The organism is Amycolatopsis solani (genome assembly GCF_033441515.1).
In the GTDB taxonomy this organism is placed as follows: domain Bacteria; phylum Actinomycetota; class Actinomycetes; order Mycobacteriales; family Pseudonocardiaceae; genus Amycolatopsis; species Amycolatopsis solani.
On sequence record NZ_JAWQJT010000002.1, the window covers coordinates 1929736 to 1951995 of the forward strand.

28 protein-coding genes are annotated in these 22260 nt (G+C 74.1%); 9 read left to right on the top strand and 19 right to left on the bottom strand.

Annotation, left to right across the window (positions count from 1 at the left end):
• Nucleotides 1-19: 19 nt before the first annotated feature.
• Entirely contained in the window at nt 20-1045 is a 1026-nt protein-coding gene (gene dmpG / locus SD460_RS29415; RefSeq protein ID WP_290054841.1) for a 4-hydroxy-2-oxovalerate aldolase, read from the bottom strand.
• A complete protein-coding gene (locus SD460_RS29420) occupies nt 1042-1941 on the bottom strand; it encodes an acetaldehyde dehydrogenase (acetylating) (protein WP_290054844.1) in 900 nt (299 codons plus the stop codon). Before SD460_RS29420 ends, dmpG begins: the two co-directional genes overlap by 4 nt.
• 127 nt (nt 1942-2068) lie before the next feature.
• Here SD460_RS29420 and SD460_RS29425 point away from each other — a divergent pair, with 127 nt between their 5' ends.
• Nucleotides 2069-2284, top strand: a complete 216-nt coding sequence (locus tag SD460_RS29425; protein ID WP_290054848.1) for a hypothetical protein — start codon at nt 2069-2071, stop codon at nt 2282-2284.
• Between the two features lies 1 nt (nt 2285).
• Here the strand turns inward: SD460_RS29425 and SD460_RS29430 are convergent, their stop codons facing one another.
• Together SD460_RS29430 and SD460_RS29435 are read right to left on the bottom strand one after the other, a co-directional pair.
• Nucleotides 2286-2540: a hypothetical protein gene (locus tag SD460_RS29430; protein WP_290054851.1), complete on the bottom strand. Its 255-nt coding sequence runs from the start codon at nt 2538-2540 to the stop codon at nt 2286-2288.
• A gap of 9 nt (nt 2541-2549) precedes the next feature.
• Nucleotides 2550-3149 carry a helix-turn-helix domain-containing protein gene (locus SD460_RS29435; protein WP_290054854.1) on the bottom strand — a complete coding sequence of 200 codons (600 nt, stop codon included), beginning with the start codon at nt 3147-3149 and terminating at the stop codon, nt 2550-2552.
• Nucleotides 3150-3167: 18 nt separating this feature from the next.
• On the opposite strand from SD460_RS29435, the gene SD460_RS29440 reads away from it, so the two are divergent.
• The gene (locus SD460_RS29440) at nt 3168-3656 is read left to right on the top strand and encodes a GNAT family N-acetyltransferase (RefSeq protein WP_290054855.1); all 489 of its coding nucleotides are present in this window, start codon (nt 3168-3170) and stop codon (nt 3654-3656) included.
• On the opposite strand, the gene SD460_RS29445 is transcribed toward SD460_RS29440, so the two are convergent.
• Nucleotides 3653-4237 carry a helix-turn-helix domain-containing protein gene (locus tag SD460_RS29445; protein ID WP_290054857.1) on the bottom strand — a complete coding sequence of 195 codons (585 nt, stop codon included), beginning with the start codon at nt 4235-4237 and terminating at the stop codon, nt 3653-3655. The genes SD460_RS29440 and SD460_RS29445 overlap by 4 nt on opposite strands.
• Nucleotides 4238-4314: 77 nt before the next feature.
• Between SD460_RS29445 and SD460_RS29450 the strand changes: the two genes are divergently transcribed.
• The 3 genes from SD460_RS29450 (at nt 4315) to SD460_RS29460 (ending at nt 6494) form a co-directional block, all read left to right on the top strand.
• Nucleotides 4315-5253: an NAD(P)/FAD-dependent oxidoreductase gene (locus SD460_RS29450; RefSeq protein ID WP_290054860.1), complete on the top strand. Its 939-nt coding sequence runs from the start codon at nt 4315-4317 to the stop codon at nt 5251-5253.
• Nucleotides 5254-5285: 32 nt separating this feature from the next.
• Nucleotides 5286-5741: a group II truncated hemoglobin gene (locus tag SD460_RS29455; RefSeq protein ID WP_290054863.1), complete on the top strand. Its 456-nt coding sequence runs from the start codon at nt 5286-5288 to the stop codon at nt 5739-5741.
• Nucleotides 5742-5903: 162 nt separating this feature from the next.
• On the top strand, nt 5904-6494 hold the full coding sequence (locus tag SD460_RS29460; RefSeq protein WP_290054865.1) for a TIGR03086 family metal-binding protein: 591 nt from the start codon (nt 5904-5906) through the stop codon (nt 6492-6494).
• On the opposite strand, the gene SD460_RS29465 is transcribed toward SD460_RS29460, so the two are convergent.
• Both SD460_RS29465 and SD460_RS29470 read right to left on the bottom strand, forming a co-directional pair.
• A complete protein-coding gene (locus SD460_RS29465; protein ID WP_318307021.1) occupies nt 6442-7341 on the bottom strand; it encodes an NAD-dependent protein deacetylase in 900 nt (299 codons plus the stop codon). The genes SD460_RS29460 and SD460_RS29465 overlap by 53 nt on opposite strands.
• On the bottom strand, nt 7341-8243 hold the full coding sequence (locus SD460_RS29470) for a bifunctional helix-turn-helix transcriptional regulator/GNAT family N-acetyltransferase (RefSeq protein ID WP_318307022.1): 903 nt from the start codon (nt 8241-8243) through the stop codon (nt 7341-7343). Before SD460_RS29470 ends, SD460_RS29465 begins: the two co-directional genes overlap by 1 nt.
• 83 nt (nt 8244-8326) lie before the next feature.
• Between SD460_RS29470 and SD460_RS29475 the strand changes: the two genes are divergently transcribed.
• On the top strand, nt 8327-9781 hold the full coding sequence (locus SD460_RS29475) for a serine/threonine-protein kinase (RefSeq protein WP_318307023.1): 1455 nt from the start codon (nt 8327-8329) through the stop codon (nt 9779-9781).
• On the opposite strand, the gene SD460_RS29480 is transcribed toward SD460_RS29475, so the two are convergent.
• Complete coding sequence (locus tag SD460_RS29480) at nt 9771-10688, bottom strand: DUF3800 domain-containing protein (protein ID WP_290054874.1); 918 nt, start codon at nt 10686-10688, stop codon at nt 9771-9773. The genes SD460_RS29475 and SD460_RS29480 overlap by 11 nt on opposite strands.
• A gap of 135 nt (nt 10689-10823) precedes the next feature.
• On the opposite strand from SD460_RS29480, the gene SD460_RS29485 reads away from it, so the two are divergent.
• Complete coding sequence (locus tag SD460_RS29485) at nt 10824-12875, top strand: hypothetical protein (RefSeq protein ID WP_290054877.1); 2052 nt, start codon at nt 10824-10826, stop codon at nt 12873-12875.
• On the opposite strand, the gene SD460_RS29490 is transcribed toward SD460_RS29485, so the two are convergent.
• Genes SD460_RS29490 through SD460_RS29500 form a run of 3 tightly spaced genes read right to left on the bottom strand, consistent with a single transcriptional unit; the run spans nt 12872 to nt 14545 of the window.
• A complete protein-coding gene (locus SD460_RS29490) occupies nt 12872-13300 on the bottom strand; it encodes a Rieske (2Fe-2S) protein (protein ID WP_290054880.1) in 429 nt (142 codons plus the stop codon). The two genes, SD460_RS29485 and SD460_RS29490, sit on opposite strands and share 4 nt — an antisense overlap.
• Before the next feature lie 13 nt (nt 13301-13313).
• Nucleotides 13314-13856, bottom strand: coding sequence for a DUF6529 family protein (locus SD460_RS29495; RefSeq protein WP_318307024.1), 543 nt, complete (start codon nt 13854-13856; stop codon nt 13314-13316).
• Nucleotides 13856-14545 carry a hypothetical protein gene (locus SD460_RS29500; RefSeq protein ID WP_318307025.1) on the bottom strand — a complete coding sequence of 230 codons (690 nt, stop codon included), beginning with the start codon at nt 14543-14545 and terminating at the stop codon, nt 13856-13858. The genes SD460_RS29495 and SD460_RS29500 overlap by 1 nt, the downstream gene beginning before the upstream one ends.
• Nucleotides 14546-14678: 133 nt before the next feature.
• On the opposite strand from SD460_RS29500, the gene SD460_RS29505 reads away from it, so the two are divergent.
• Together SD460_RS29505 and SD460_RS29510 are read left to right on the top strand one after the other, a co-directional pair.
• Nucleotides 14679-15701, top strand: a complete 1023-nt coding sequence (locus SD460_RS29505; protein ID WP_318307026.1) for an alpha/beta hydrolase — start codon at nt 14679-14681, stop codon at nt 15699-15701.
• Nucleotides 15698-16552, top strand: a complete 855-nt coding sequence (locus SD460_RS29510; RefSeq protein WP_318307027.1) for an alpha/beta fold hydrolase — start codon at nt 15698-15700, stop codon at nt 16550-16552. Before SD460_RS29505 ends, SD460_RS29510 begins: the two co-directional genes overlap by 4 nt.
• On the opposite strand, the gene SD460_RS29515 is transcribed toward SD460_RS29510, so the two are convergent.
• The 8 genes from SD460_RS29515 to SD460_RS29550 form a co-directional block, all read right to left on the bottom strand.
• Complete coding sequence (locus SD460_RS29515; protein WP_318307028.1) at nt 16510-16851, bottom strand: DoxX family protein; 342 nt, start codon at nt 16849-16851, stop codon at nt 16510-16512. The genes SD460_RS29510 and SD460_RS29515 overlap by 43 nt on opposite strands.
• Nucleotides 16852-17269: 418 nt before the next feature.
• A complete protein-coding gene (locus SD460_RS29520; RefSeq protein ID WP_290059010.1) occupies nt 17270-17695 on the bottom strand; it encodes a GyrI-like domain-containing protein in 426 nt (141 codons plus the stop codon).
• Between the two features lie 40 nt (nt 17696-17735).
• A complete protein-coding gene (ligD, locus tag SD460_RS29525; RefSeq protein ID WP_290059011.1) occupies nt 17736-18710 on the bottom strand; it encodes a non-homologous end-joining DNA ligase in 975 nt (324 codons plus the stop codon).
• A 49-nt stretch (nt 18711-18759) separates the two neighbouring features.
• Nucleotides 18760-19179, bottom strand: coding sequence for a DUF6292 family protein (locus tag SD460_RS29530; RefSeq protein ID WP_290059017.1), 420 nt, complete (start codon nt 19177-19179; stop codon nt 18760-18762).
• 64 nt (nt 19180-19243) lie between these two features.
• Nucleotides 19244-19648 carry an STAS domain-containing protein gene (locus SD460_RS29535; protein WP_290059012.1) on the bottom strand — a complete coding sequence of 135 codons (405 nt, stop codon included), beginning with the start codon at nt 19646-19648 and terminating at the stop codon, nt 19244-19246.
• Nucleotides 19649-19889: 241 nt separating this feature from the next.
• Nucleotides 19890-20810, bottom strand: coding sequence for a non-homologous end-joining DNA ligase (ligD, locus tag SD460_RS29540; protein ID WP_290059013.1), 921 nt, complete (start codon nt 20808-20810; stop codon nt 19890-19892).
• A gap of 31 nt (nt 20811-20841) precedes the next feature.
• Complete coding sequence (locus SD460_RS29545; RefSeq protein ID WP_290059014.1) at nt 20842-21240, bottom strand: STAS domain-containing protein; 399 nt, start codon at nt 21238-21240, stop codon at nt 20842-20844.
• A gap of 51 nt (nt 21241-21291) precedes the next feature.
• Nucleotides 21292-22104 carry an ANTAR domain-containing protein gene (locus SD460_RS29550; protein WP_318307029.1) on the bottom strand — a complete coding sequence of 271 codons (813 nt, stop codon included), beginning with the start codon at nt 22102-22104 and terminating at the stop codon, nt 21292-21294.
• Between the last annotated feature and the right edge of the window lie 156 nt (nt 22105-22260).

The following is a 22260-nucleotide window of genomic DNA, read 5'->3' on the forward strand; positions in this document are numbered from 1 at the left end:
GAAGCCCGCGTCCGGTTGCCTACCCCTCCGCGGCCAGCTGCACCGCGACGTCGATGATCATGTCCTCCTGGCCGCCGACCAGTGCGAGTTCGCCGCAGCGGCGAAGGATCGCCTGGGCCGGGACGCCGTAGCGCTCCGCCGCGCGCTCGGCGTGCAGCAGGAAGCTCGAGTAGACCCCCGCCCAGCCCTGGACGATCGCGTTGCGGTCCATCTTCGGCCAGCGCTGCAGGTACGGCCGGACGACCTCCTCGGCCGCGTCCAGCAGGGCGCCGACGTCGAGGCCCGTGCCGATCCCCAGTCGGTCGAACACCGCCGCGAGGACCTCCGTCGGCGAATTGCCCGCGCCCGCGCCGAGGGCGCACAGCGAGCCGTCGATGTAGCGGACGCCGGCTTCGTGGGCCAGCACGGAGTTCGCGACGCCGAGCGAGAGGTTCTGGTGCCCGTGGTAGCCGACCCACGCCGTGTCGCCGACCTCCGCGACCAGCGCTTCGAACCGCGCCTTCGCTTCGTGCATCAGCAGCGCGCCCGCCGAGTCCGTCACGTACGCCGCCTGGCAGCCCGCGTCCACCATGATCCTGGCCTGCTTCGCCAGGTCCTCCGGCGGCGTCCGGTGCGCCATCATGAGGAAGCCCGCCGTCTCCATCCCGAGCTCGCGCGCCAGGCCGAAGTGCTGCGGCGAGACGTCGGCCTCGGTGCAGTGCGTTGCCACCCGCACCATTTCCGCGCCCGCGTCGAACGCGCGCTGGAGGTCCTCCGCCGTGCCGATGCCCGGCACGAGCAGCACGGCGATCTTCGCCTGCTTCGCCTCCTCGCGCGCCGCCGCGATCAGCTTCAGTTCGTCGACGGCGGAGAAGCCGTAGGTGAACGACGAGCCGCCGAGGCCGTCGCCGTGGGTCACCTCGATCACCTCGACGCCCGCGCGGTCCAATGCGCGTACGGTGTCGCGCACCTGCTGCTCGGTGAAGCGGTGGGCCATCGCGTGGCTGCCGTCGCGCAACGTCGTGTCGACGATCCGGACGTCGTGGCGCAGTTCCGGGCGGGTCATGCGGACACCTCCTGCTTCGCCTGCGCCATCAGCTCGCCGACCCGGGCCGCCGCGGCCGTCATGATGTCCAGGTTCCCGGCGTACTCGGGCAGGTAGTCGCCGTTGCCGCGGACCTCGAGGAAGATGCCGACCCGCGCGTTGCCGTCCCAGTCCTCGCGCGCGTCGTCGAACTGCGGATCCGCGCGCAGGGTGTAGCCGGGGACGTACTGCCCGACTTCGGTGACCATTTCGTGGATCGACGTGGTGATCGCGTCGCGTTCGGCGTCGGGGCCGATCGCGCAGAACACGGTGTCCCGCATGATCATCGGCGGCTCGACCGGGTTGAGGATGATGATCGCCTTCCCGCGCCCGGCCCCGCCGATCTCGGCGACCGCCTGCGACGTCGTGCGCGTGAACTCGTCGATGTTCGCCCGGGTGCCGGGACCCGCGCCGCGCGAGGCCACCGAGGCGACGATCTCCGCGTACGGCACCGGTGTCACCCGGGAAACGGCGTGCACCATCGGGATCGTGGCCTGGCCGCCGCAGGTGATCATCGAGACGTTCGGGGCGTCGAGGTGGGCACCGAGGTTCACCGGCGGGCACACCATCGGGCCGAGGTGCGCCGGGGTGAGGTCGATCGCCTGGATGCCCGCCGCCTCGTAGCGGGGCGCGTTCGCGGCGTGCGCCTTCGCCGACGTCGCCTCGAACACCAGCTCCGGCAACGGATCCTGGCGCAGCAGCCAGTCGACGCCGTCGGCCGACGCCGCGATCCCCTGCGCGCGAGCGCGTTCGAGGCCCTCGGACTCGACCACGCCGACCACGTACCCGACTTCGATCACTTCACTGCGTCGCAGCTTCGCCAGCAAATCGGTGCCGATGTTGCCGGGGCCGACGATCGCCGCCATCACGGGAGCCATGCCCCGACCGTCGCACCGGACTCGGCGGCCGGGACAGCCTCGCGTTCCGTCGAGCGGAACATCCGGGCCGGTTTGAGCATCCCCCGATCGGGGCAGCTCCGTGGGGAAGAGCGATCAAGGAGGTTCGATGGCCGAACGGCGTTGGCACTTCATCCCTTCCACCGCCCCGTTGTGCTGGCTGTACCTGGGCGCGGGCGCGATCCTGCTCCTGTCCAGCGTCCTCACGTTGACGGGCACCGAAACCCGCGCGCCCGTCCTGCCGGTGATCGCGGCGGTGGCGGCGGTCGCGTTGATCGTCCTGGCCGCGATCGGCCTGGCGAAGCCCCGCTTGCGCGGACGCTGACTCAGCGCGGGCGCCGCTTGGTGGTGGTGCGGCGCGGGGTCGTCGTCTTCTTCGTGGTCGCGGTCGGCGGGTGCGCTCGGGTCTGAGTCGACGTCGGCGGCGCCGTGGTCGTCACCGGCGACTCCGCCGTCGTGCTGGTCGGCGGGGTCGTCGTGGGGGTCGGCGGGATCAGCCGCCCGGTGCCCGATCCGCCGCCGGCGCACGCGGCGAGCAGCGCAACCGCACCCAAGACGACTCCGCAGCACCAGATCCGCACCACCGGACGTTAACAGCGCGGCGCGCGGGAAACCGGCGAACCGCGGTTTTCGCGCGACCGCATGATCAGCGCCGCGACGTGGTAGACGCACTCCTCGTCGCCGCGGTTCGCGTACGAGTGCGGTGCGTCGGCCGGGAAGTAGAGCGAGTCGCCCGCGCTCAGAACGTGGTCCGTCTCGCCGACGCCCAGGCACAGCACCCCCGATTCGACGGCGACGAACTCGTGGGACCCCGGGGCGTAGGCGGGGAACTCGCCCGCGTCGCAGTGCGGCGGCAGGGTCGTGCGGATCCATTCGAAGTTGACGCCGGGCACGACCGGCGTAAGCACCGTGCGGTGCCAGCCGCCCGGCTCGGCGATGTGCTCCTGCTCGGCGGCGCGGCGCACGATCACGCGGTCGGTTTCGAGGTCGGCCAGCAGGCGGGACAGCGACAGGCCGAGGCCGTCGGCGATCCGGGACAGCACGACGACCGTCGGCGTCTTCTCGCCGCGCTCGATGGCCGACAGCATGCTGACGCTGACTCCCGCCGCCCCGGCGAGCGCGCTCAGCGCGAGCCCGCGGTCGGCGCGGAGTTCGTGCAGGCGACGGCCGAGCACCACCGGGTCGATCATTCCTCTATAATAGCAAGCGTGTCCACTATAGAGGAAGCGACGGAGGCCGACGCCGAAGGCATCGCCGCGGTCTTCGCGCCGTACGCCACCGGCTCCGTCGTCACGTTCGAGACCACGCCACCCACCCCGGACCAGTGGCGGACGAAGATCCGCGAGCACGCGTGGCCGTTCCTCGTCCTCGCCGAAGGAGGCGAGGTCCTCGGCTACGCGCTCGCGGCGCCGTGGCGGCCGAAGCCGGCGTACCGGTACTCGGTGGAGACGACGATCTACCTCGCGCCGGGCGCCACCGGCCGCGGCCTCGGGCGACGGCTGCTCGGCGAACTGCTGAAGCGCTGCGGCGAAGCCGGGGCCCGGCAGGCGATCGCGGTGATCGTCGACTCCGGCAGCCCGGCCTCCCAGAACCTCCACCTCGCGGCCGGCTTCACCGACGCGGGCGTACTGCGGCGCGTCGGGTTCAAGCACGGCCGCTGGCTCGACACGCTCCTCATGCAGCGGGACCTGGGTTAACGGGACTTCGCCCGCAGGTGGAGCCGCTCCCCCTGCTTCCCGAACAGGCTGAGGATCTCCGCGGGCCGGTCGAGCGCGCCGAACCAGTGCGGCAGGCGCGTGTCGAACTCCGCCGCCTCGCCCGGGCCCAGGACCATGTCGCGGTCGGCCAGGACCAGCCGCAGCCGGCCCGACAGGACGTACAGCCACTCGTAGCCCTCGTGGACCTGGGGATCGGGCTCACCCGTCTCCGGTTCCAGGACCATCTTGAACGCCTGGGGCGCGCCGGGCTGACGGGTCAGCGGGAGGACGGTCATCGTCGCGCCGTTGTGGCGCGGGATGCGGCGGGCGGTGAGGCGGACGCGGGGATCCCCGACCTCCGGGGCGCCCACCAGCTCGTCGAGCGGGACCTGGTGGGCCTGCGCGATCGGCAGCAGCAGCTCCAGGCTCGGCTTCCGCTGCCCGGACTCCAGCCGGGACAGCGTGCTCTTCGAAATGCCCGTCGCCGCCGAGAGGTCGGCCAGCGTGACCCGCCGCTGCGTGCGGACCCGCTTGAGCCGGGGGCCGACTTCGGAGAGGGCCTGGGTGATCGCGTCCGTCATGCCTCCAGGAAACCCGCTCGTCCCGGAAACGGCAACATTAGTTGTCGGATTCGCGCGGCCGGGTTCATGGTGGCGGCATGACCGAAAACAGCTACGACGTCCTGGTGGTGGGCGGCGGTGCCGCCGGCCTGAACGCCGCCCTGATGCTGGGCCGCGCGCGGCGGCGGGTCGCCGTCGTCGACGCCCGGGAACCGCGCAACGCCCCGGCCGAACACATGCACGGCTTCCTTTCGCGGGACGGCCTGCCGCCGTCCGAACTGCTCGAAATCGGCCGCGGGGAGCTCGCCGGGTACGGCGTCGACCTCGTCGAAGACCGCGTGACCGGGCTCGAACCCGGCTTCACCGCCCGGCTCGCGAGCGGGCGGGAGCTGACCGCGCGGCGCGTCCTGGTCGCCACCGGCGTCCACGACGACCTGCCGGACCTGCCCGGGCTGCGGGAGAGCTGGGGCGCCGGCGCGGTGACCTGCCCCTACTGCCACGGCTACGAGGTGCGCGACGAGCCGCTCGGCGTGCTCGGCACCGAGCCGGCGAGCGTCGAGCACGCGCTGCTCGTCCGCCAGTGGTCACCCGACGTCGTCTACTTCGCCCACACCGCGCCACCGTCCGAAGCGGACCGCGAACGGCTCGACGCGCGCGGCATCCGCGTCGTCGAAGGCATCGTGACCGCGGTGCGGCGGGAAGCCGGGCGGCTCACCGGGATCGAGCTCGGCGACCGGTTCGTCCCGCGGACGGCGCTGTTCCTGCGCACCCGGACCGTCCCGCACGACGAGCTGTTGCGCGGACTCGGCTACGTCGAAGGCGCGATCGACCCCAGCGGGCAGACCAGCGTGCCCGGGGTGTGGGCGGCCGGGAACGTCGTCGACGCACGGGCGACCGTGGTCATCGCCGCGGCCCAGGGCGCGGCGGCCGCGGGAGCGCTCAACCACGACCTCGTCACCGAAGACGTCAAGCGGGCGGTCGAGGCCTACGGCGGCTTCTCCCCCACGGCCGAACGAGCCGCCGCCGGAGCGCGCTAGCTTCCGGGGGCGCGGCGTGCCAGTCTCGGCGGGTGCGCCCCTCGCTCTACGAATTCGCCGGCGGTGACCCCGCGTTCCTCGCACTGGCCGCCGCCCACCACGAGCGCTGCCTGGCCGACCCGGAGCTGAACCACCCGTTCTCGCACCCGGGGCAGCACCCGCAGCACGTCGAACGGCTGGCCGGCTACTGGGCCGAGGTCATGGGCGGGCCGCCACGGTTCTCCCGGGAGTGCGGCGACCACTCCGCGATGCTGCGGATGCACGCCGGCAACGGCGACATGAGCGACCTCGGCCGCCGGTTCGTGACCTGCTTCGTGGCGGCCGCGGACGACGCCGGCCTGCCCGCCGATCCCGAGTTCCGCGCCGCGCTGCGGGCGTACATGGAGTGGGCGGTGGCGGAGGTGCTGACCTACCCGGGCCCGCCCGCCGAGGTGCCCGGGGAGCTGCCGATGCCGCACTGGTCGTGGAACGGGTTGCAGTCGCTGTAACGCCTTGAGCGGCCGCCGCGTCTTGCAGGCGACGACCGGCTGTGGAGGTCCGTCGCCAGAGCCCGGTCCGGGCGGGTTCCCCCCACCTGCCCGGACCGGGCTCGTCCACGACGTCGAAAACCCGCCAGCGCCCCGCACGGCACCCGCACCAGACTGGCGGACATGCTCCTGGACCGGTTCCTGCTCGCCAGCAAGGGTTTCGAGCACCACCTCAGCGCGGTGCCGTCCGATGGCTGGGGCGCACCGACCCCGTGCACCGAGTGGGACGTGCGCGCGCTGGTCAACCACATGACCCGCGGCAACCTCAACTACGTCGGGCTCCTCGCCGGTGCGACCCGGGAGGAGTTCCTGGCCGCCCGCGACGCCGACGCGCTCGGGGACGACCCCGTCACGGCGTTCACCGAGTCGGTGCGGGTGTGCGCCGAAGCGTTCGCGACGCCCGGCGCGCTGGACCGGGTCGTCGACTACCCGCTGGGCGAGCTGACCGGACGGCGGGCGCTCGCGGTCCGCACGGCCGACAGCACCGTGCACACCTGGGACCTGGCTCGCGCCCTCGGCGCGGCCGACACCCTCGACCCCGGTCTCGTCAAGTGGGTCGACGAGGACTACGAAGCCATCTTCGCGGGCCTGGCGCTCAACTCGCGGGTGTTCGCGGACCCGCCTCCGGACGAGCCCGGCGCGTCCCGGCAGGACCGGGTGCTCAGGCGGTTCGGCCGCGATCCCCGCACCCCAGCCGGGCGGTCAGCTCGGTGAGCGCCGCGCCGAGCGGGCGGTCGACCCGCACCGACGCGTAGCGGTCGCCCCGGGTTTCGCCGCGGTTGACGATCACCACCGGCTTGCCCGCCTTCGCCGCGTGGCGGACGAACCGGAGGCCGGACATCACCGTCAGGGACGAGCCGAGCACCAGCAGCGCGTCGGCGTCGTCGACCAGCCGGAAGCACTCCTCGACGCGCGGGCGCGGGACGTTCTCGCCGAAGAACACGACGTCCGGTTTCAGCACCCCGGACGCACAGTCTTCGCACGGCACCGGCGTGAAGCGGCGCACGACGTCGTCGGGCAGGTCGACGTCGCCGTCCGGGTTGATGCGGGTGGCCGCGCCGTCGAACCCGGGGTTCGCCGCGCGCAGGCGGCGGTCCAGGTCCGCGCGCGGGCTCGTGCGGCGGCAGCCGAGGCAGATCACGCGGTCGAGGCTGCCGTGCAGCTCGATCGCGTCGGCCGTGCCCGCCGCCTGGTGCAGGCCGTCGACGTTCTGCGTGATGACGCCGTCGACGAACCCGCCTTCGCGCAGGGCGGTCACCGCGCGGTGCCCGTCGTTGGGGTCGGCGCGGGCGATCGTGCGCCAGCCGAGGTGGCTGCGCGCCCAGTACCGCTGCCGCCCATCGGCGCTGGTGACGAACTCGTCGTAGGTCATCGGCGTGTGCCGGCGCAGGCTGCCGGTCTCGCCGCGGTAGTCGGGGATCCCGGACTCGGTGGACAGCCCGGCGCCGCTCAGCACGGCGACGCGGCCGCGCGCGACGACGCCGGTGAGCTCGTCGAGGCTGGACGTCCGCGGCAGCGGCGCGTCCGCCGACGTCCAGGAGAGGGTGGGGCGGGTCCGCACTAGGCAAGGGTACGGGGAGCGGCGAGGTGCTTCTCGAACCAGTGATCGGCGTAGTGCTCGTCGTTGAACGCGGAGACCTCCCGGTAGCCGGCCGCGCGGTACAGCCCGATCGCCTCGGCGAGCGCGCGGTTCGTCTCCAGCCGCAGCGTCCGGACACCCTGCGAGGCGGCGTGGGCCTCCAGTTCGGCGAGCAGCCGGCGGCCCAGCCCGAGGCCGCGCGCCGACGGCGCCACCCACATCCGCTTGACCTCGGCGGGCCCGCCCCCGTGGAACTTCAGCGCACCGCACCCGACCGGCTCGCCGTGCAGCGTGGCGACGAGCAGCACCCCGGACGGCGGCGTCATCTCGGCGTCGGCCGCGGAGGTGCTGAGCTCCGGGTCGAAGCCGCCGTCGAACCGCCGGGCCAGCTCGCCGAAGTAGGCGCGCAGGCAGAGCCGGGCGGCGGGCCGCTCCGGCGGGCACGACGCGACCTCGACCGCCGACGCGGTCAGGAGCCGCTCGACCTCGGCCATGGCGGCGACGAGCCGGGCGCGCTGCCCGCCGGACAGCGGCCCGAGGATCGCCGCGGCGGCGTCGTCGGAGAGCTGGTCGAGGGTGGCGCGCTCGGTCCGCCCGGCCTCGGTCAGCCACGCGGTCCGCACCCGCCCGTCGGCGTCGCTGGGCTCGACGCGCACCAGGCCGTCCCGTTCGAGCCCGCGCAGCAGCCTGCTCAGGTAGCCGGAGTCGAGGTCGAGCCGTTCACGCAGCTCGCGCACGTCCAGGCCGGCCTCACCGATCTCCCACAGGACCCGGGCCTGACCGAGCGGCCGGTCACGGGCGAGGAAGCCGTCCTCGAGCGCGCCGATCCGCTGGGTGACCGTGCGGGTGAACCGCCGGACGCCGTCGATCAGGTCCCTTTCCATTCTCTGACCATAGTCAGCAATCTCGTCGGTGTAACGTCCTTGCCCGCGGGCGACGACTTCCCGGTGTCTGCGGAGGGATCAACGTGAGCTGGCAGTTCGGGCCCTACCGCGTGGAGTCGCTGATCGCGCGCGGCGGGATGGGCGAGGTGTACCGCGCCCACGACACCCGCCACGATCGTGTCGTCGCCCTCAAGCTGCTCGCCCCCGGGTTCGCCGCCGACCGGGAGTTCCAGGAGCGGTTCCGGCGGGAGGCGCACGCGGTGGCGCGGCTGCGGGAGCCGCACGTCATCCCGATCCACGCCTACGGGGAGCTCGACGGGCGGCTCTACCTCGACATGCGGCTGGTCGACGGCGACGACCTCGGCAGCAGGCTGGCCGCGGGCGGGGCGCCGCCGGTCGCCGATGCCGTCGACGTCGTCGGGCAGGTCGCGCGGGCGCTGGCCGCCGCGCACGCCGAAGGGCTGGTGCACCGGGACGTCAAGCCGTCGAACGTGCTCGTCGACGCGACCGGGTTCGCCTACCTCGTGGACTTCGGGATCGCCCGCGCGGCCGGGTCCGCCACCGGGCTCACCGCGACCGGCGGGGCTGTCGGCACCCTCGACTACATGGCGCCCGAGCGCTTCACCGACGCGCCCGCCGACCACCGCGTCGACGTCTACTCGCTGGCCTGCGTGCTCCACCAGTGCCTGACCGGCAGCAAGCCGTTCCCGGCGTCGACGGCCGCGTCGCTGATCGGCGCCCACCTGCACCAGCCGCCGCCCCGGCCGAGCGCGCTGCGGCCCGGCCTGCCCGCCGCGTTCGACGACGTGATCGCGCGGGGCATGGCGAAGGACCCGGCGGACCGGTTCGGCTCGGTCGCGGAACTGGCCGACGCCGCGCGGGCCGCGCTCGGCGGCACCAGCCCGGTCCGCGCGGCCGCTCCGCCGACGCGGCAGGCCACCCGGGTCTCGCCGATGCCGGAGCCGGTTCCCGAGCGGCCGCGGACGGCGAAGGCGCCCTGGGTGGTCGCCGCGGTGGCGTTGCTCGCCCTCGCGGGCGTGGCCGCCTGGTTCACGATCTTCAGCCCCTCCTCGCAGCACGAGCCGACGGCGGGCCCGGCCTCGGCTTCGCCGTCCACCACGGCGCCGTCCTCCCCGCCGCCGTCGCCCGCCGCGCCGGTCACGACCACGCAGGTGAGCGTCCGGACGTCCGTCGCCACCACGGTCGTCGCGGGCGGGGCGGACCTCGGGCTGGCGACCGCGATGAGCACGCCCGCGTGCGACGGGTCGTTCGTGGTGATCCTCGGCTCCGCCGTGACCCCGGCCCGCTACCGCGCCGACGTCCAGCGCTTCCTCGACGCGCACCCCGGCTCGAGCTACCTGCACGCGCCGAGCACCGGCTGCGGGTCGCTGCGGCAGCGGGTGAACGGCGCCGACGTGTACGCGGTCTACGCCGGGCCGTTCGCCACCAAGGAATCCGCGTGCGCCCGGCGCGGTGGCGACGCGTACGTGAAACGGCTCGACACCACGAGTTCGCCGGCGCAGGTGCTCAGCTGCTGAGCCCGTCCCAGACGGAGTTGGCGTCCACAAAGGACTTCAGCGGCCCGGTCAGCCGGGCGTCGCCGCGGCCGTTCAGCTCGTCGGAGGCGATGCGGCGGGCGACGCCGGCGAGGAAGTCGGCGATCTGGACCCGGGCGTCGGCGCGGGAGTCGACGAACCGGACGCCGGCCAGCCGGTGGCCGAGGGTGGCTTTGAGCTGCAGCACGCGCTCGGCGGTCAGGGCGAGCTGTTCGTCGTGGACCAGCGCGACCGGCGTGCCGTCCGCGCTCCAGTGGCGGATCGTGTGGAGCACCGCGGGCACCAGCGGGTCGAGCACCGGCACCAGGCCCGGGTCGCTCGCCAGCCGCGCGCGGTAGGCGGCCACGCGGTCGGCGCCGCCGCGGAAGAGGCCGAGGATTTCGCCGGCTTCGCCAGGGGTCGCGGCGAGGTCGCCGACCAGCGCGAAGAACCGCTCCGGCGACGTCGTCACGCCGCGCCGGGGGTTGAGCCGCAGCACGCTGGTGAACGCGGTCAGGAAGTACTTCCAGCGAGCGGCGCCGAACGCGGCGGGGCCCGCGCGGTGGAGGGTGGGGGCGAGCTCACCCGCGTCCGGCCCGGCCAGCAGCTCGACCGCGGCGCGCACGGCGAAGAGCTTCTTGTCGGTCAGGTGGACGTGGCCGTGGCCGTCGAGCGGGCCGCCGGGGTCGAGCAGCCACTCGAGCACCGCGCGGTGCTTGGCGCGCAGCAGGTGGTTGGCCTTGTATTCCTCGGCCGGGGAGCCGATGCGCGCGCGGATTTCGCGCACGCAGTCCGCGGCGGCGTCCGGGGTCAGCCACACCCCGGCGTGGGCGAAGACGTCGGTCTCGCCGCCGAGCAGGTTTTCGCCCTCCGAGCCCGACTCGTCGCAGGCGATCTCGACCGGGCTCACCCGCCCGATGGTGCCAGAGCGAGCCGCGCGCGGCGACCGCTTTGACCGCACCCCGGTCACGGTTGGGCCACGGCGGCTAACGACCACGCCAGGTCCGGTGACTCGCGAAGAACAGGGGTTCCCGGGGAGGCGCGGATGACCGAGAACAACCGCCCGGCCCGGCTCGCACTCACCGCGGCCGTGGTCGCGCTGCTGCTGAGCGGGACGGGAATCCTGGTGCGGCAGGGGTTTCCGGCGCGTCCGGGTGGGACGGTCGCGGGGATCGAGGTCACCGGAGTCCCGGCGGTGGTACGCCCGGCGCCGGAGCCGGCGGTGACGACACCACTGACCCGCCGAACGGGCAGCGGCGCGGACATCGGTTTCACCGGCGGCGTGGCCCGTCTCCGGATCGCGGCGGCGGCACCGCTGCCGGGCTTCGCGGCAGTGGTCATCACCACGGACGGAACCCGTCTCCTGCCCGCGGCTTACGACACGGCGACGCGGAGCATCGTGGCGGACCTGCCACGGCCGGGGCGGTTCTGGGGTGGGCTGCTCGATCTGGGTGCGCTGGGTCGTGACGTAGTGCCGGCCCCGGCGGCCCGGCCGGGGTGCGTCGGGCGGGCGGCGAGTTTTGGCGGTGTGACGGTCGTGGCGGGGCAGGTGGGCGGTGCCGGCGGCTCGACCGCCGGTGGCTCGACCGCCGGTGGCGGGGGTACTGGCGGCTCCGAACGGCCGGCCGGTTCCGGCAGCAAGACCGGCGGCCCCGGCCGCGGGGCCGGCTCCGGCGGGCTGGCCAACCTCGGTGGCCCAGACGGTCCCGGCAGTGCGACCGGCTCCGGCACCGAGGGCACGACCACCTCCGGCAACACAGCCAGCCCGGGCAGCACGGCCAACCTCGGTGGCACAGCCGGCTCGGGCAGCGCAGCCGAGGTCGGCAGCACGACCACCGGCACAGCGGGCGCGACTCCCTCCGGAAGCACAGCCGGTTCCGGCAATGCGGCGAGCTCCGGTGGCACAGCCGGCTCCGCCAGCGCAGCCAAGGTTGGCAACGCGACCACCGGCACAGCGGGCCCGACTCCCTCCGGCAGCGCAGCCGGCTCCGGCAATGCGGCGAGCTCCGGCAGTGCGGCCGGCTCCGGTGGCGCGGCTAGCTCCGGCAGCACGGCCAACCTCGGCGGTACAGCCGGCCCCGGCAACGCGGCCGGCTCCGGCAGCACGACCGTCGTCCCCGGGCACGCGGCCGACCCCAGCGGCGAAACCGCCAGCCCTGGGCAGGCTGATGCGCCGGTGTGGGTCTGCGTCACCGCGGGCTCCGGACGCGCCGGGGTTACCCTTACCTCGAACGCGCGCGTTCCCTACCGGGTCGCCGTGCCGTCGAACTGGGCGGACTCCGCCGCGCGGACCGGGGTCGCCGCGCCGCTGGATCTGCTCTGGCCGGGCGCCTCCGTGAGCTACGAAGTCCCGTTCGCCCGCCTGCCGGCGACGCTGCGTGGTCAGCCCGATCCCGGGCCCGCTCTCGGTGCGCTGCTGGCCGCCGCCGCTCATCGGGTGGCCGCGTTGTTCGGCTCGGCCGTCGGGTCCGGGCCGGCGCCGGGCGTGCTGACCTGCGCCGCCACCACCGCGGCCGCCCGGTACAGCGCCGATCGGGCCGCCGCCGATATGGCCGCCGATGTGTGGGCCGCGCTCGGAGCGTGTCACCTCGATGGCGGGGACACCGTGCGCTGGTTCCTCGCCGCCGGGATCGGGGCAGTTGCCGGCGCGCCCGCGGCGGGTCCCGCCTTCGAAGTCCCCGTCACCGCCGGGCGGGTGCAGCGGTTCACGCAGGTCCTCGAGTACCGGGCCAAGACCGGCGCGCCCGCGAGTGGGCGGTGCGGGGCCGTGTCCGCGGTTTCCGGGCGCCACGACGCCTACCGGTGCACCAGCGGCGGCACCACCTACGACCCGTGCTTCGCCACGACGGAGTCGCGGGTCGTCTGCCCGACCTCGGTGACCGGGGCCGTGCTGCTCACCTACGCCGGTGACCTGCCGTCGCCGCCGCAGGCTGGGGGCGGCGGGAAGCCCTTCCTGCTCGTGCTCGCGAACGGGCTGCAGTGCCTGGCCGTCGCGGGCGGTGGGTACTCCTGCACCGACGGCCGGACCCGTGACGTCGACACGTCCAGTCCGATGTGGACGGTTGACGGCGTCACCGTCGTGAAGGCCTACACCTAGGTCAGGGTGATCTTGCCGCCGGTGACCGTGACCGCCTTCTTCGGCAGGGGCTGGGAGGCCGGGCCGTTCGCGACCGAGCCGTCGGCGATCTTGAACTTGCTGCCGTGGCAGGGGCAGGAAATCGTGCCGTCCGCGACGGTGTCGACCGTGCAGCCCTGGTGGGTGCAGACGGCCGAGAAGGCCGCGAACGTCCCCGCCGCCGGCTGGGTCACCACCACCTGCTTGTCCGCGAACACTTTGCCACCGCCGACCGGGATGTCCGCGGCGGCGCCGAGTTCCGTGCCACCCGCCGCCGGGGGTGGCTGGGCCGCCGAGGGCGGAGCCTGGGTGCCGCCGTAGGTGCTGCAGCCGGCCACCAGCCCGGCGCCCAGGACCGTCAGGGCCGTCCGGCGCGCCAGCACCGGGTCCACGTCGTCGTCGCGCACTCGCGTCCTCCGCCTAGAAGGTCAAACCGGACTGGGTGAAGAACCACAGCGACGCGCTCAGCCAGAGCCCGACCAGCCCGGTGAAGACGAGCCCGCCGAGCACCGGCAGCGCCCACGCGGGCGCGCCGTCCTTGCGCAGCAGCAGCATCTTCGCGACGAACACGCCGTAGAAGAAGCAGCCCAGCAGGGAATGCAGCAGGACGCGCGTGTCGAACGACTGGAACCCCAGCGCGTACAGGCAGTGCAGCGCCACCGGGATCGACACGAGGAAGGCCGCCCGGCCCGACCAGCGGTGCACCGCGCCCATCCACGCGGGCGTCGCGCCGAGCTTGCCGTACAGCGAAAGCGCCGAGAGCAGCTGGACGACGGCGAGCACGACGACCACCGTCGCCAGCCACGCCTTCACCGACTGCGGGCTGGAGAACCCGGCGACGTTCACCGCGACGCCGGTCGGCGTGTGCAGGCTGCCGTAGACGCCGAGCACCACCGCGACGACGGCGCCGGCGAGCAGCGGGACCAGGAGCGCGACCGCGGTGCGGCGCCCGGCCGTGGTCATCAGAAGTCACCGGTCCCGGCCAGGCCGGTGACCGCCTCGGCGGTCACCGGGGCGCCGTCGACGGTCGCGGTGCCCGCGGCCGGGTCGAGCGCCGGGGCGGCCGTGGCGTCGTCACCCGTGGCGAGGACGGCGAGGACGCCGACCTGGCTGCCGTCGGGCAGCACGATCCAGCCCACCTTCGCCTGCTGCCCCTTCACCTTCGGCGTGGCCCGGTAGAGCCCGGCGGGCTTCTTCGCCACCGGCGCCGTGAACTGCCACGTCTTGCCGGACGCGGTCACCGTGCCGGTCACCGCGGTGGCGTCGAAACTGCCGGTCAGCGCGGTGTTCTTGGCGCCCTTCAGGTCCAGTTTCCCGCCGGTCGTCACGCCTTGCAGCCACGCCTCGACCTTCTTGCCGTCGCAGAGGTAGGCGATGGCGTGGCCGTCGCGCACCGACACCGCGACCGACGCGCCGCCGCCGGTCACGCGCCCGGCGTAGTCCGCCCGCGCGGGCGCGTCGGGCTTCGGCGCTTCCGACGTCGTCGTCGCGGCCGGCGCCGGCGCCGCCGTGGTGCTGCTCGCGGCGCCCGCCGCGTTCGCGGCTCCGGCGACCGGCGCGGCGCCGGTCCCCGTCGCCAGGTTGACGATCCCGATCCCGCCGGCGAGCGCGACGCCGGCGAGCAACGTGTACAACGGCCCCGGATGTTTCATGTTCTTCCCCGCATTCCCCTGACCCACCACCGTGCCCGTAACACGGAGGTCGGGGCGGAACGGCTCAACGCTACGCGCGGAAAAGAGGTATCGCTTAGCCCCCGCAACCGGGTGGTTCTGGTTGACTGGCGCCATGCTGCCCTGGGAAGGCGACCTCGCCGGCCGGCTCGACCGGCACACCGTGGAGTCCGAGCTGCTGCGGGGCAACCCGCTCGGCGACCCGCACGAACGGCCGCTGTGGGTGTACGTCCCGCCGGGCTACGACGACGGCGACGAGCGCTACCCGGCGGTGTACGTCATCCAGGGCTACACCGGGCACGTGGCGATGTGGGCCAACCGGACGCCGTTCCGGCAGACCTTCCTGGAGACCGCCGACGCGGTCTTCGCCGGCGGGGCCCCGGGCTGCGTGGTCGTGTACGTCGACGCGTGGACCGCCTACGGCGGCTCCCAGTTCGTCGATTCGCCCGGCACCGGCCGCTACCACTCGTACCTGTGCGACGAGATCGTGCCTTGGGTGGACGCGCACTACCGGACCCTGCCCGCCGCCGCGTCCCGCGCGATCGCCGGCAAGTCCTCGGGCGGGTTCGGCGCGATGATCACGCCGATGCTGCGCCCCGACCTGTTCGGCGCGCTCGCGACGCACGCGGGCGACTCGCTGTACGAGCTGAGTTACGTCCAGGACTTCGGCAAGGGGGCCCGCGCGCTGCGCGGCTACGACCAGGACATCCTGAAGTGGTGGGCGGACTTCCGCTCGCGCCCGTCGTTCACCAAGCCGGAGGACGCGACCCTGCTGCAGCTGCTCGGCGTCTCGGCGTGCTTCTCGGCCCGCGAGGACGGGACGCCCGAGCTGCCGTGCGACCCGCTGACCGGCGCCGTCCGGCCGGAGGTGTGGGAACGTTGGCTGGCCTGGGACCCGGTCCGGATGGTGCCGGAGCACGCGGCGGCGATCCGGGACTTGCGTGCGGTGTGGATCGACGCGGGCACCAGCGACGAGTACTACCTCGACCTCGGCGCCGAGGCCTTCCGCGCGGCGATCGCGGAGGCGGGCTTGCCCGACGAACGCGTGCACTTCGAGCTGTTCGACGCCGGCCACGCGGCGATCGACTACCGCTACCCGCTCTCGCTGGCGTGGCTCGCCGGGCGGCTGGCCCGGTGACCGCGTTCGCCGAACGCGACCTGACGCTGCCCGGCGGGCGCACCCTGCACGTCTACGACAGCGGTGGCCCGGGGCGGCTCACCGTCCTGTGGCACCACGGCACGCCCAACCTCGGGGCGCCGCCCGGGCCGCTGCTGCCGCTGGGCGAGGAGCTCGGGATCCGCTGGATCTCCTACGACCGGCCCGGTTACGGGAGCTCGACGCCGGTGCCGGAGCGGTCGGTCGGGACCGCCGGCGAGTACGCGACCGCGGTCGCCGACGCGCTCGGGGTCGGGCGCTTCGCCGTCCTGGGCCACTCCGGGGGCAGTTCCCACGCGCTCGCCTGCGCGGCGCTGCTGCCCGATCGCGTCGTCGCGGCCGCCGGGCTCGCCGCGGTGGCGCCGTTTTACGGGGAGAATTGGTTCGCGGGCATGGCCGATCCGGGTTCCCTGCGGGCCGCCACCGAAGGCCGGGCCGCCAAGGAACGGTACGAAGCGGCCGCGCGGTTCGACCCCGCGGTGTTCACCGACGCCGACTTCGCCGCGCTGAAGGGGTCGTGGTCGTGGCTCGACAGCGTCGTCCAGCCCGCGCTCGGAGCCGTCGGGCTGATCGACGACGACCTCGCCTACGTCGCGCCCTGGGGCGCCGACCCGGCGGCCATCGCCGTGCCCGTGCTGCTGGTGCACGGCGAGGACGACCGGATGGTCCCCGCCGCGCACAGCCGGTGGCTCGCCGCGCGGTGCCCCCGCGCCGAGCTCCGGCTCACCCCCGGCGACGGGCACATCTCCGTGCTGGACCACGCCGCCGCCGCACTCACCTGGCTCGCCGATCAGGCGAGCAGCGCCAGCGAAGCGACCACGGGCGCCAGGTAGATCAGCGGGAACGCCACGTGGGTGTACGACCGGGCGCGCAGCACGGTGACGACCGCGCCGGCGAAGTAGAGCACCAGGCCGATCGCCGCCGCGACGCCGATCGCCGGCACGAACAGCCCGACGACCAGGCCCACGGCGCCGGCCGCCTTGGCGGTGCCCAGCCACGGCCACCACGCCTCGGGCACGCCGTATTCGGTGATCGGCTCGACGACCCACTTCGCGCGGGTGAACACCGAAACCGCCGAGAACCCCACGAACGCCGCGGCGGCAAGGGTGACGATCAGGTAGGCAGTCGACATCGGAACTCCTCGGGGAGGTCGCGGGCACCGGGGTTCCGGCGCGCCATCACCCCCACGACTCCGCGGGGCGAGCCGATGTGACCGGGTATGACCGCGATCACAGCACCAGCCGGATCACCTCCGCTCCGCCGCTGATCAGGCCGGCCGGGCGGGACGGCGGGTGACCGGCACTCACGACTCGATGCGGTCGCGCCGACGGTAGAAATCGACCAGCGGCCGACTCCCCTCGCGACCGGCGGCGACCGGCCGGGCGGTACGGCGGGTGACCCGCGCTCCCGGCCAACCGCACCGACACCCAGTCACCGGACCGGCACCCATAACTCGACGCGGCCGCGCCGACGATCGAAATCGACCAGCGGCCGGCTCCCGCCGCGACCGGCGGCGACCGGCGGCCCGGCGAACCGCACCGACACCGCAGTCACCGGACCGGCACCCACAACTCGACGTGGTCGCGCCGGCGATAGAACTCCACCAGCGGCCGACCCCCGTCGACGTCATCGGCGGCGGCCTGCAACTCGGCCATCGCCTCGCCGATCCGCGCGTACATCCCCGGTGGATCGCCCGAGAGGTGGCCGCGCAGGTACCGGCTGCCCGGGAGCACCCCGGTCGCCAGGTCCAGCTCCGCCGGCCGGTCCGCGGCCAACACCGGCGTGCAGACGGTGTACGTGCCCGCCCGCTCGTCGACGCGTGCGTACATCTTGCGCCCGCGCAGGCCGACGAGCCGCTCGAACCGCGGCCAGAGCGCTTGGATCGACGGCAGGTCGTCCGCCGTCGTCCATTCCATGACCGCCACCTCCGCCCGGTCGATGCGGGTGGGGGGCGTGGTCAGTGCCGAAGGTGCCATGCCTCCGATGAAAGCACCCGGCACCGACAATTCCGGGCCGTCAGAAGATCCGCACCTCGTGCGGCACCCGATCGGGGCGCAGGCCGCGCCAGGAAGTGTGGCGCAGGCGCAAGTCCGGTGTCAGGCGCCGGTAGACGACCTCGCCGACCAGCGTCGGCTCGACCCACTGGGCGCCGCGGGCGCGGTCCCGGGGCACCTCGCCCGCGAAGGGGCTCCTCGCGCGGATGAGCGGCGCCAGGACGGCACGGAGATGGTCCAGCGCGTCGTCGGTGAACCCCGTGCCGACGTCACCGAGGTACACCAGCGCGCCTTCGCCGTCGTACGCGCCGAGCAAAAGTGCGCCGAGGGTGCCCGCGCGGCGGCCCGCGCCCGGGCGCCAGCCGCCGAGCACCACTTCGCGCGTCTGCGTCAACGCGCGCTTCGTCCACGACGGTGACCGCGTGCCCGGCAGGTAGGGCGCGTCCAGGCGCTTCGCGACGACGCCTTCGATGCCGTGCTGGGCCGCCGTCGCCAGCAGCTGGTCCGGCGTGATGTCGGCGCGGGTGTACCAGGGCGGCACCACCAGCCGGCCGTCCGCGGGGCGGACCAGCTCCGCGAGGAGCTCCCGCCGCTGCTCGTACGGGCGGTCCAGCAGCGACTCGTCCCCGACGCGCAGCAGGTCGAACGCGAAGTAGACGACCGGGACCTCGGCCCGCAGCTTCGGCGTCGGCTCGTGCATCGCGCGGCGCTGCATCAGCTCGAACTCCGGGCGGCCGGCCGCGTTCAGGGCGACCACCTCGCCGTCGAGCACCGCCGCGTGGCCGCCGAGCGCGGGCCCGAAGACGTCCCACAGCTCGGGGTAGCGGTGGGTGTGGTCGCTGCCGCTGCGGCTGGTGATCCGGGCTTCGCCACCGGCCGCGATCCGGGCGCAGCCGCGGAAGCCGTCCCACTTCCACTCGTAGCCGTGGCGGTCGTCGTCCGGGAGCGGCCCGTCGACGGCCAGCATCGGCGCCACCGCGTCCGGGACCGTCCCCATCGCCACCTCCCCCGCCGCCGTCCAGTGTGGAGGACGCGGCGGCGGCGTGTCACCGGGCCGGCAGCAGCGGCAGGAGCTCTTGGTGGCGGCCGGCCCGGCGCAGCACCGGCGACCCCGGCCGCTCCGGTTCCGGCGCGCCGGACCGCAGCGCGGTCAGGAAGCCCACGAGCACGCCCGGCGGCGGCAGGATGTCCTCGCCGCCGAGGTAGGCCAGCACGATCATCTCCTCCCCGCACGCCGCCTCGACCGCGACCGCCCAGCCGTGCACCTCGTCCCAGAGCAGGGCGACGTCGCGTTCGGGGAACCGGCGCAGCCGCCAGTCCACCGCCACGTAGGCCGACACCGGGACGTCCACGTCCACGGTGCAGGACTCGAGGCCGAAGCCGAGTGCCCTGGCCACCTCGCCCAGATACGCGCGCAGGCCGCGCTGGAACCAGAACTCGAGATCGGTGTCGGTCAGGCCGGGCACCCGTTTCCCTTCTCGTGCGCCGAAAAACCCGGCCGCGCACCCTGCGCGGCCGGTGGAGCGTGGCTCAGCCGAGCGCGGCCAGCGCGTCGTCCCGGTCGCGGAAGCACGCGAAGCCGGCGACGCCGGTCCCCCGCAGCACCCGCCACATCGACGGGGTGCACACCACCCACGCGACCGGGACGGCCGCCTCGTCGGCGCACCACTGCACGCGGTGCAGCGCGCGGAGACCGGCTCCGGAGCAGAACGTGACGGCGCCGAGGTCGACGACGAGCACCCCGCCCGCCGCCAGCGCGGTTTCCGCGCATTCGACAAAAATCGCCACGGTCGCCATATCGATGTCTCCTGCCACGGCGACGACGGTGCACCGGTCACCGGCGAACGTCGTGGTGACCGAAAACGGCTCGCACAACGCCCCGGGCGAACTGCGGCCGAAGGCTCGCGAAAGCCGCGGCGGTTTCTGGATCTTCATGACCGGCTCCGAGGCGGCTGATGCTGACGGCTTACGCGTAGACCGTACCCACTTCGTCCACTATGCCGCACAACACGATCCGCACGCCCGGTGCCGCCGTGCAGCGACACGCCCGTCTGCACGTGCACGAATCCACAGAGGACGATCAAGAGCGCCTGGTCGGGATCACGCTTGCGCAATTCGGCGCCACCGCGCGACGGGAACGGGACCGCCGCGGCCGCCGAATTGCGATTTCCGAAATTCAGCCGAACGCCGGAATGGAGACCCTCGTGCGGCCCAGATCCGCGAAAAGATCTCCGGTCTCGCCGACCCGCGCCAAGACTTCACCGGCGGTGAACCGGAGGTGCGAAACGTGCCGGCAGGCACGCACCTCGTCCCAGGTGACCGGCGTCGACACCGTCGGCTCGTCGCGCCCGCGCAGCGAGTACGGCGCCACCGTGGTCTTGAACGGGTTGTTCTGGCTCCAGTCGATGAAAACCTTGCCGGGACGCAGGTTCTTCGTCATCCGCGCCACGACGAGGTCCGGCGTCTCGCCGGCGAGCCGGTCCGCCAGCGCTTTCGCGTACCGCGACGGCGCGCCCGGGTCGTCGGTCCGCACTCCCGCGTAGACCTGCATGCCCTTGCTGCCGCTCGTCTTCGCCACCGGCGTGAACCCGTGTCCGGTGAGGACGTCGTGGAGGCGCTCGGCGACGCGGGAGCAGTCGACGACCGTCGCGCCGGGGCCGGGATCGAGGTCGAACACCAGCCGGTCCGGCGTGCTCCGCGCACCGTCCGGTTCGACCGTCCACTGGTGCACGTGCAGTTCGAGCGCGGCGAGGTTGGCCGCCCACACGAGCTCGGGCAGGTCGTTGATCAGCGGGTACGCGACGACCTCGGGGTCGCCGCCCCGGCCGCCGACGGTCAGGCGCGCGGTGCGGACCCACTCGGGGGCGTGCCGCGAGACGTCCTTCTCGAAGAACGACCCGCCGCCGACGCCGTCGGGGAAGCGCACGAACGTCATCGCCCGGTCGCGGATGTGCGGCAGCAGCAGGGGCGCGATCCGCGTGTAGTAGTCGAGCACCTCGCCCTTGGTGAAGCCGTCGCGCGGGTAGAGGACCTTCTCCAGGTTGGAGAGCGTCAGCTGCCGCTCGCCCACCCGCACCGTGATCCGGCTGCCCGCCACGCCACCACGGTACCGGCCGGTGGCCGCGAGGTCAGCCGGCCGCGCCGTGCAGCCCGCCGGTGGCCAGCAGCTCGCGCAGCGCGTCGGACAGGGACGCGAACATCGGGACGGCCGCCGCCAGCCCGGTGACGCGGAACAGCCGGGCGAGCGTGCGGCTGTTCGCCACGACGCAGAAGCCGCGTCCCTCGGTTTCGGCGCGCTCCGCGGCCGCCGCCAGCGCGCGGGCGCCGGCCAGGCCCACGAACGCCACGTGCGTCAGGTCCGCCACCACCGTTCCCGGTGGGGCCGAGCCCAGCTCGCGCTCGAGGATCGGCAACGTCAGAGCGTCGATCTCACCGGCGAAGGTCAGCACGAGGAGACCGGGGCGGTACGCCGTCCGGCGCGCCGTGAGCGGCGCGGACCGGGTCGGGACCGGCGGGGTGGGGGACACGGGTTCGGCAGGCCTTCCGCGCCGGGCGGGCCGGCGACGCGACGGGTGTGATCAAGGACGGGGTCTTGGTACCCAAAAGTCCGGACGGGAAACACCCGGTTTCGCGGTGAACGCCGACCAGAGCCGTTCGGCCGCGTGCCGGGCCGCCTCGCCCGGCCGGATCTCGGGCGTGCCCTCCGGCTGGGGTGCGGCCTCGCCGCCGACGTGCTCCACCAGGGCGACGGCCAGCTCGCGGACCTTGACGTTGAACTCCTGGCTCGCCCGGCGCAGCGTCTGCCAGGCCTCGTCGGGCGGGCAGCCCCGGACGGCCGTGAGCGCGCCCTTCGCCTGTTCGATGGCGGCGCGGGAGGCCAGCAGCTCCAGCACCTGGCCGGGATCGCCCGCGGTCGCCGTCTCGGCCACCACCAGGGTCATCTCGGTGAGCTTCTCGTAGCGCCGCAAGATCGCGAGCGAGCCTTCCCCGGGTGGCCGGTCGAGCGTCACCGACAGCACGAACACGCCGCTGTCGTCCCAGTACCCCGGGAGCGCGAGCGCGCCACGGACCGCCTCGTACCGGACGTCCGCGAACTCGGCGTCGCGGGTCAGGCCCGGCCAGCGCGGGTCGGCGAAGAGGTCGTCCGTCGTGACCGGCTCGCCGGTGTCCTCCGCGACGGCGATCGGGCCGCCGTGCGCCAGCTGCGCCGGCGCGAGCCGGTCGGCGAGGCCCGCGGTCGCCAGCACCTGCGGCGGGCGGTCGCCCTGACCGACGGTCAGTGCCGCGCCGAGGCACCCCGGCACCTCGCCCGCGACCCGTTCCAGCAGCGCCCGCAGCAGCTCGGTCAGCGGCTTCCAGCGGTCGGCCGCGCTCATCAACGTTCCGGTCACCGTCACCTCCACCCGTGGTCCGCTTCTTGATTTACCGCAAGACGCGCTCGCCCACATCCGGCGGCCGGGCGCACCGCCGACCGGGTGCACCCGAACGAGCGGTTTCCCGGCCGGCCGGGGGCGGGTAGCCGACCTGAAGACCCATGGAGGACACCA

Bases quoted from the DNA above. Each gene is read 5' to 3' on its own strand.
- SD460_RS29450 (WP_290054860.1), top strand. From the start codon at position 4,315: ATGACCGAAAACAGCTACGACGTCCTGGTGGTGGGCGGCGGTGCCGCC.
- SD460_RS29505 (WP_318307026.1), top strand. From the start codon at position 14,679: ATGCTGCCCTGGGAAGGCGACCTCGCCGGCCGGCTCGACCGGCACACC.
- SD460_RS29520 (WP_290059010.1), bottom strand. From the start codon at position 17,695: ATGGCACCTTCGGCACTGACCACGCCCCCCACCCGCATCGACCGGGCG.
- ligD (WP_290059011.1), bottom strand. From the start codon at position 18,710: ATGGGGACGGTCCCGGACGCGGTGGCGCCGATGCTGGCCGTCGACGGG.
- dmpG (WP_290054841.1), bottom strand. From the start codon at position 1,045: ATGACCCGCCCGGAACTGCGCCACGACGTCCGGATCGTCGACACGACG.
- SD460_RS29500 (WP_318307025.1), bottom strand. From the start codon at position 14,545: ATGAAACATCCGGGGCCGTTGTACACGTTGCTCGCCGGCGTCGCGCTC.
- SD460_RS29420 (WP_290054844.1), bottom strand. From the start codon at position 1,941: ATGGCTCCCGTGATGGCGGCGATCGTCGGCCCCGGCAACATCGGCACC.
- SD460_RS29470 (WP_318307022.1), bottom strand. From the start codon at position 8,243: ATGGAAAGGGACCTGATCGACGGCGTCCGGCGGTTCACCCGCACGGTC.
- SD460_RS29435 (WP_290054854.1), bottom strand. From the start codon at position 3,149: ATGATCGACCCGGTGGTGCTCGGCCGTCGCCTGCACGAACTCCGCGCC.
- SD460_RS29535 (WP_290059012.1), bottom strand. From the start codon at position 19,648: ATGAAGATCCAGAAACCGCCGCGGCTTTCGCGAGCCTTCGGCCGCAGT.
- SD460_RS29515 (WP_318307028.1), bottom strand. From the start codon at position 16,851: ATGTCGACTGCCTACCTGATCGTCACCCTTGCCGCCGCGGCGTTCGTG.
- SD460_RS29495 (WP_318307024.1), bottom strand. From the start codon at position 13,856: ATGACCACGGCCGGGCGCCGCACCGCGGTCGCGCTCCTGGTCCCGCTG.
- SD460_RS29460 (WP_290054865.1), top strand. From the start codon at position 5,904: ATGCTCCTGGACCGGTTCCTGCTCGCCAGCAAGGGTTTCGAGCACCAC.
- SD460_RS29425 (WP_290054848.1), top strand. From the start codon at position 2,069: ATGGCCGAACGGCGTTGGCACTTCATCCCTTCCACCGCCCCGTTGTGC.
- SD460_RS29485 (WP_290054877.1), top strand. From the start codon at position 10,824: ATGACCGAGAACAACCGCCCGGCCCGGCTCGCACTCACCGCGGCCGTG.
- SD460_RS29445 (WP_290054857.1), bottom strand. From the start codon at position 4,237: ATGACGGACGCGATCACCCAGGCCCTCTCCGAAGTCGGCCCCCGGCTC.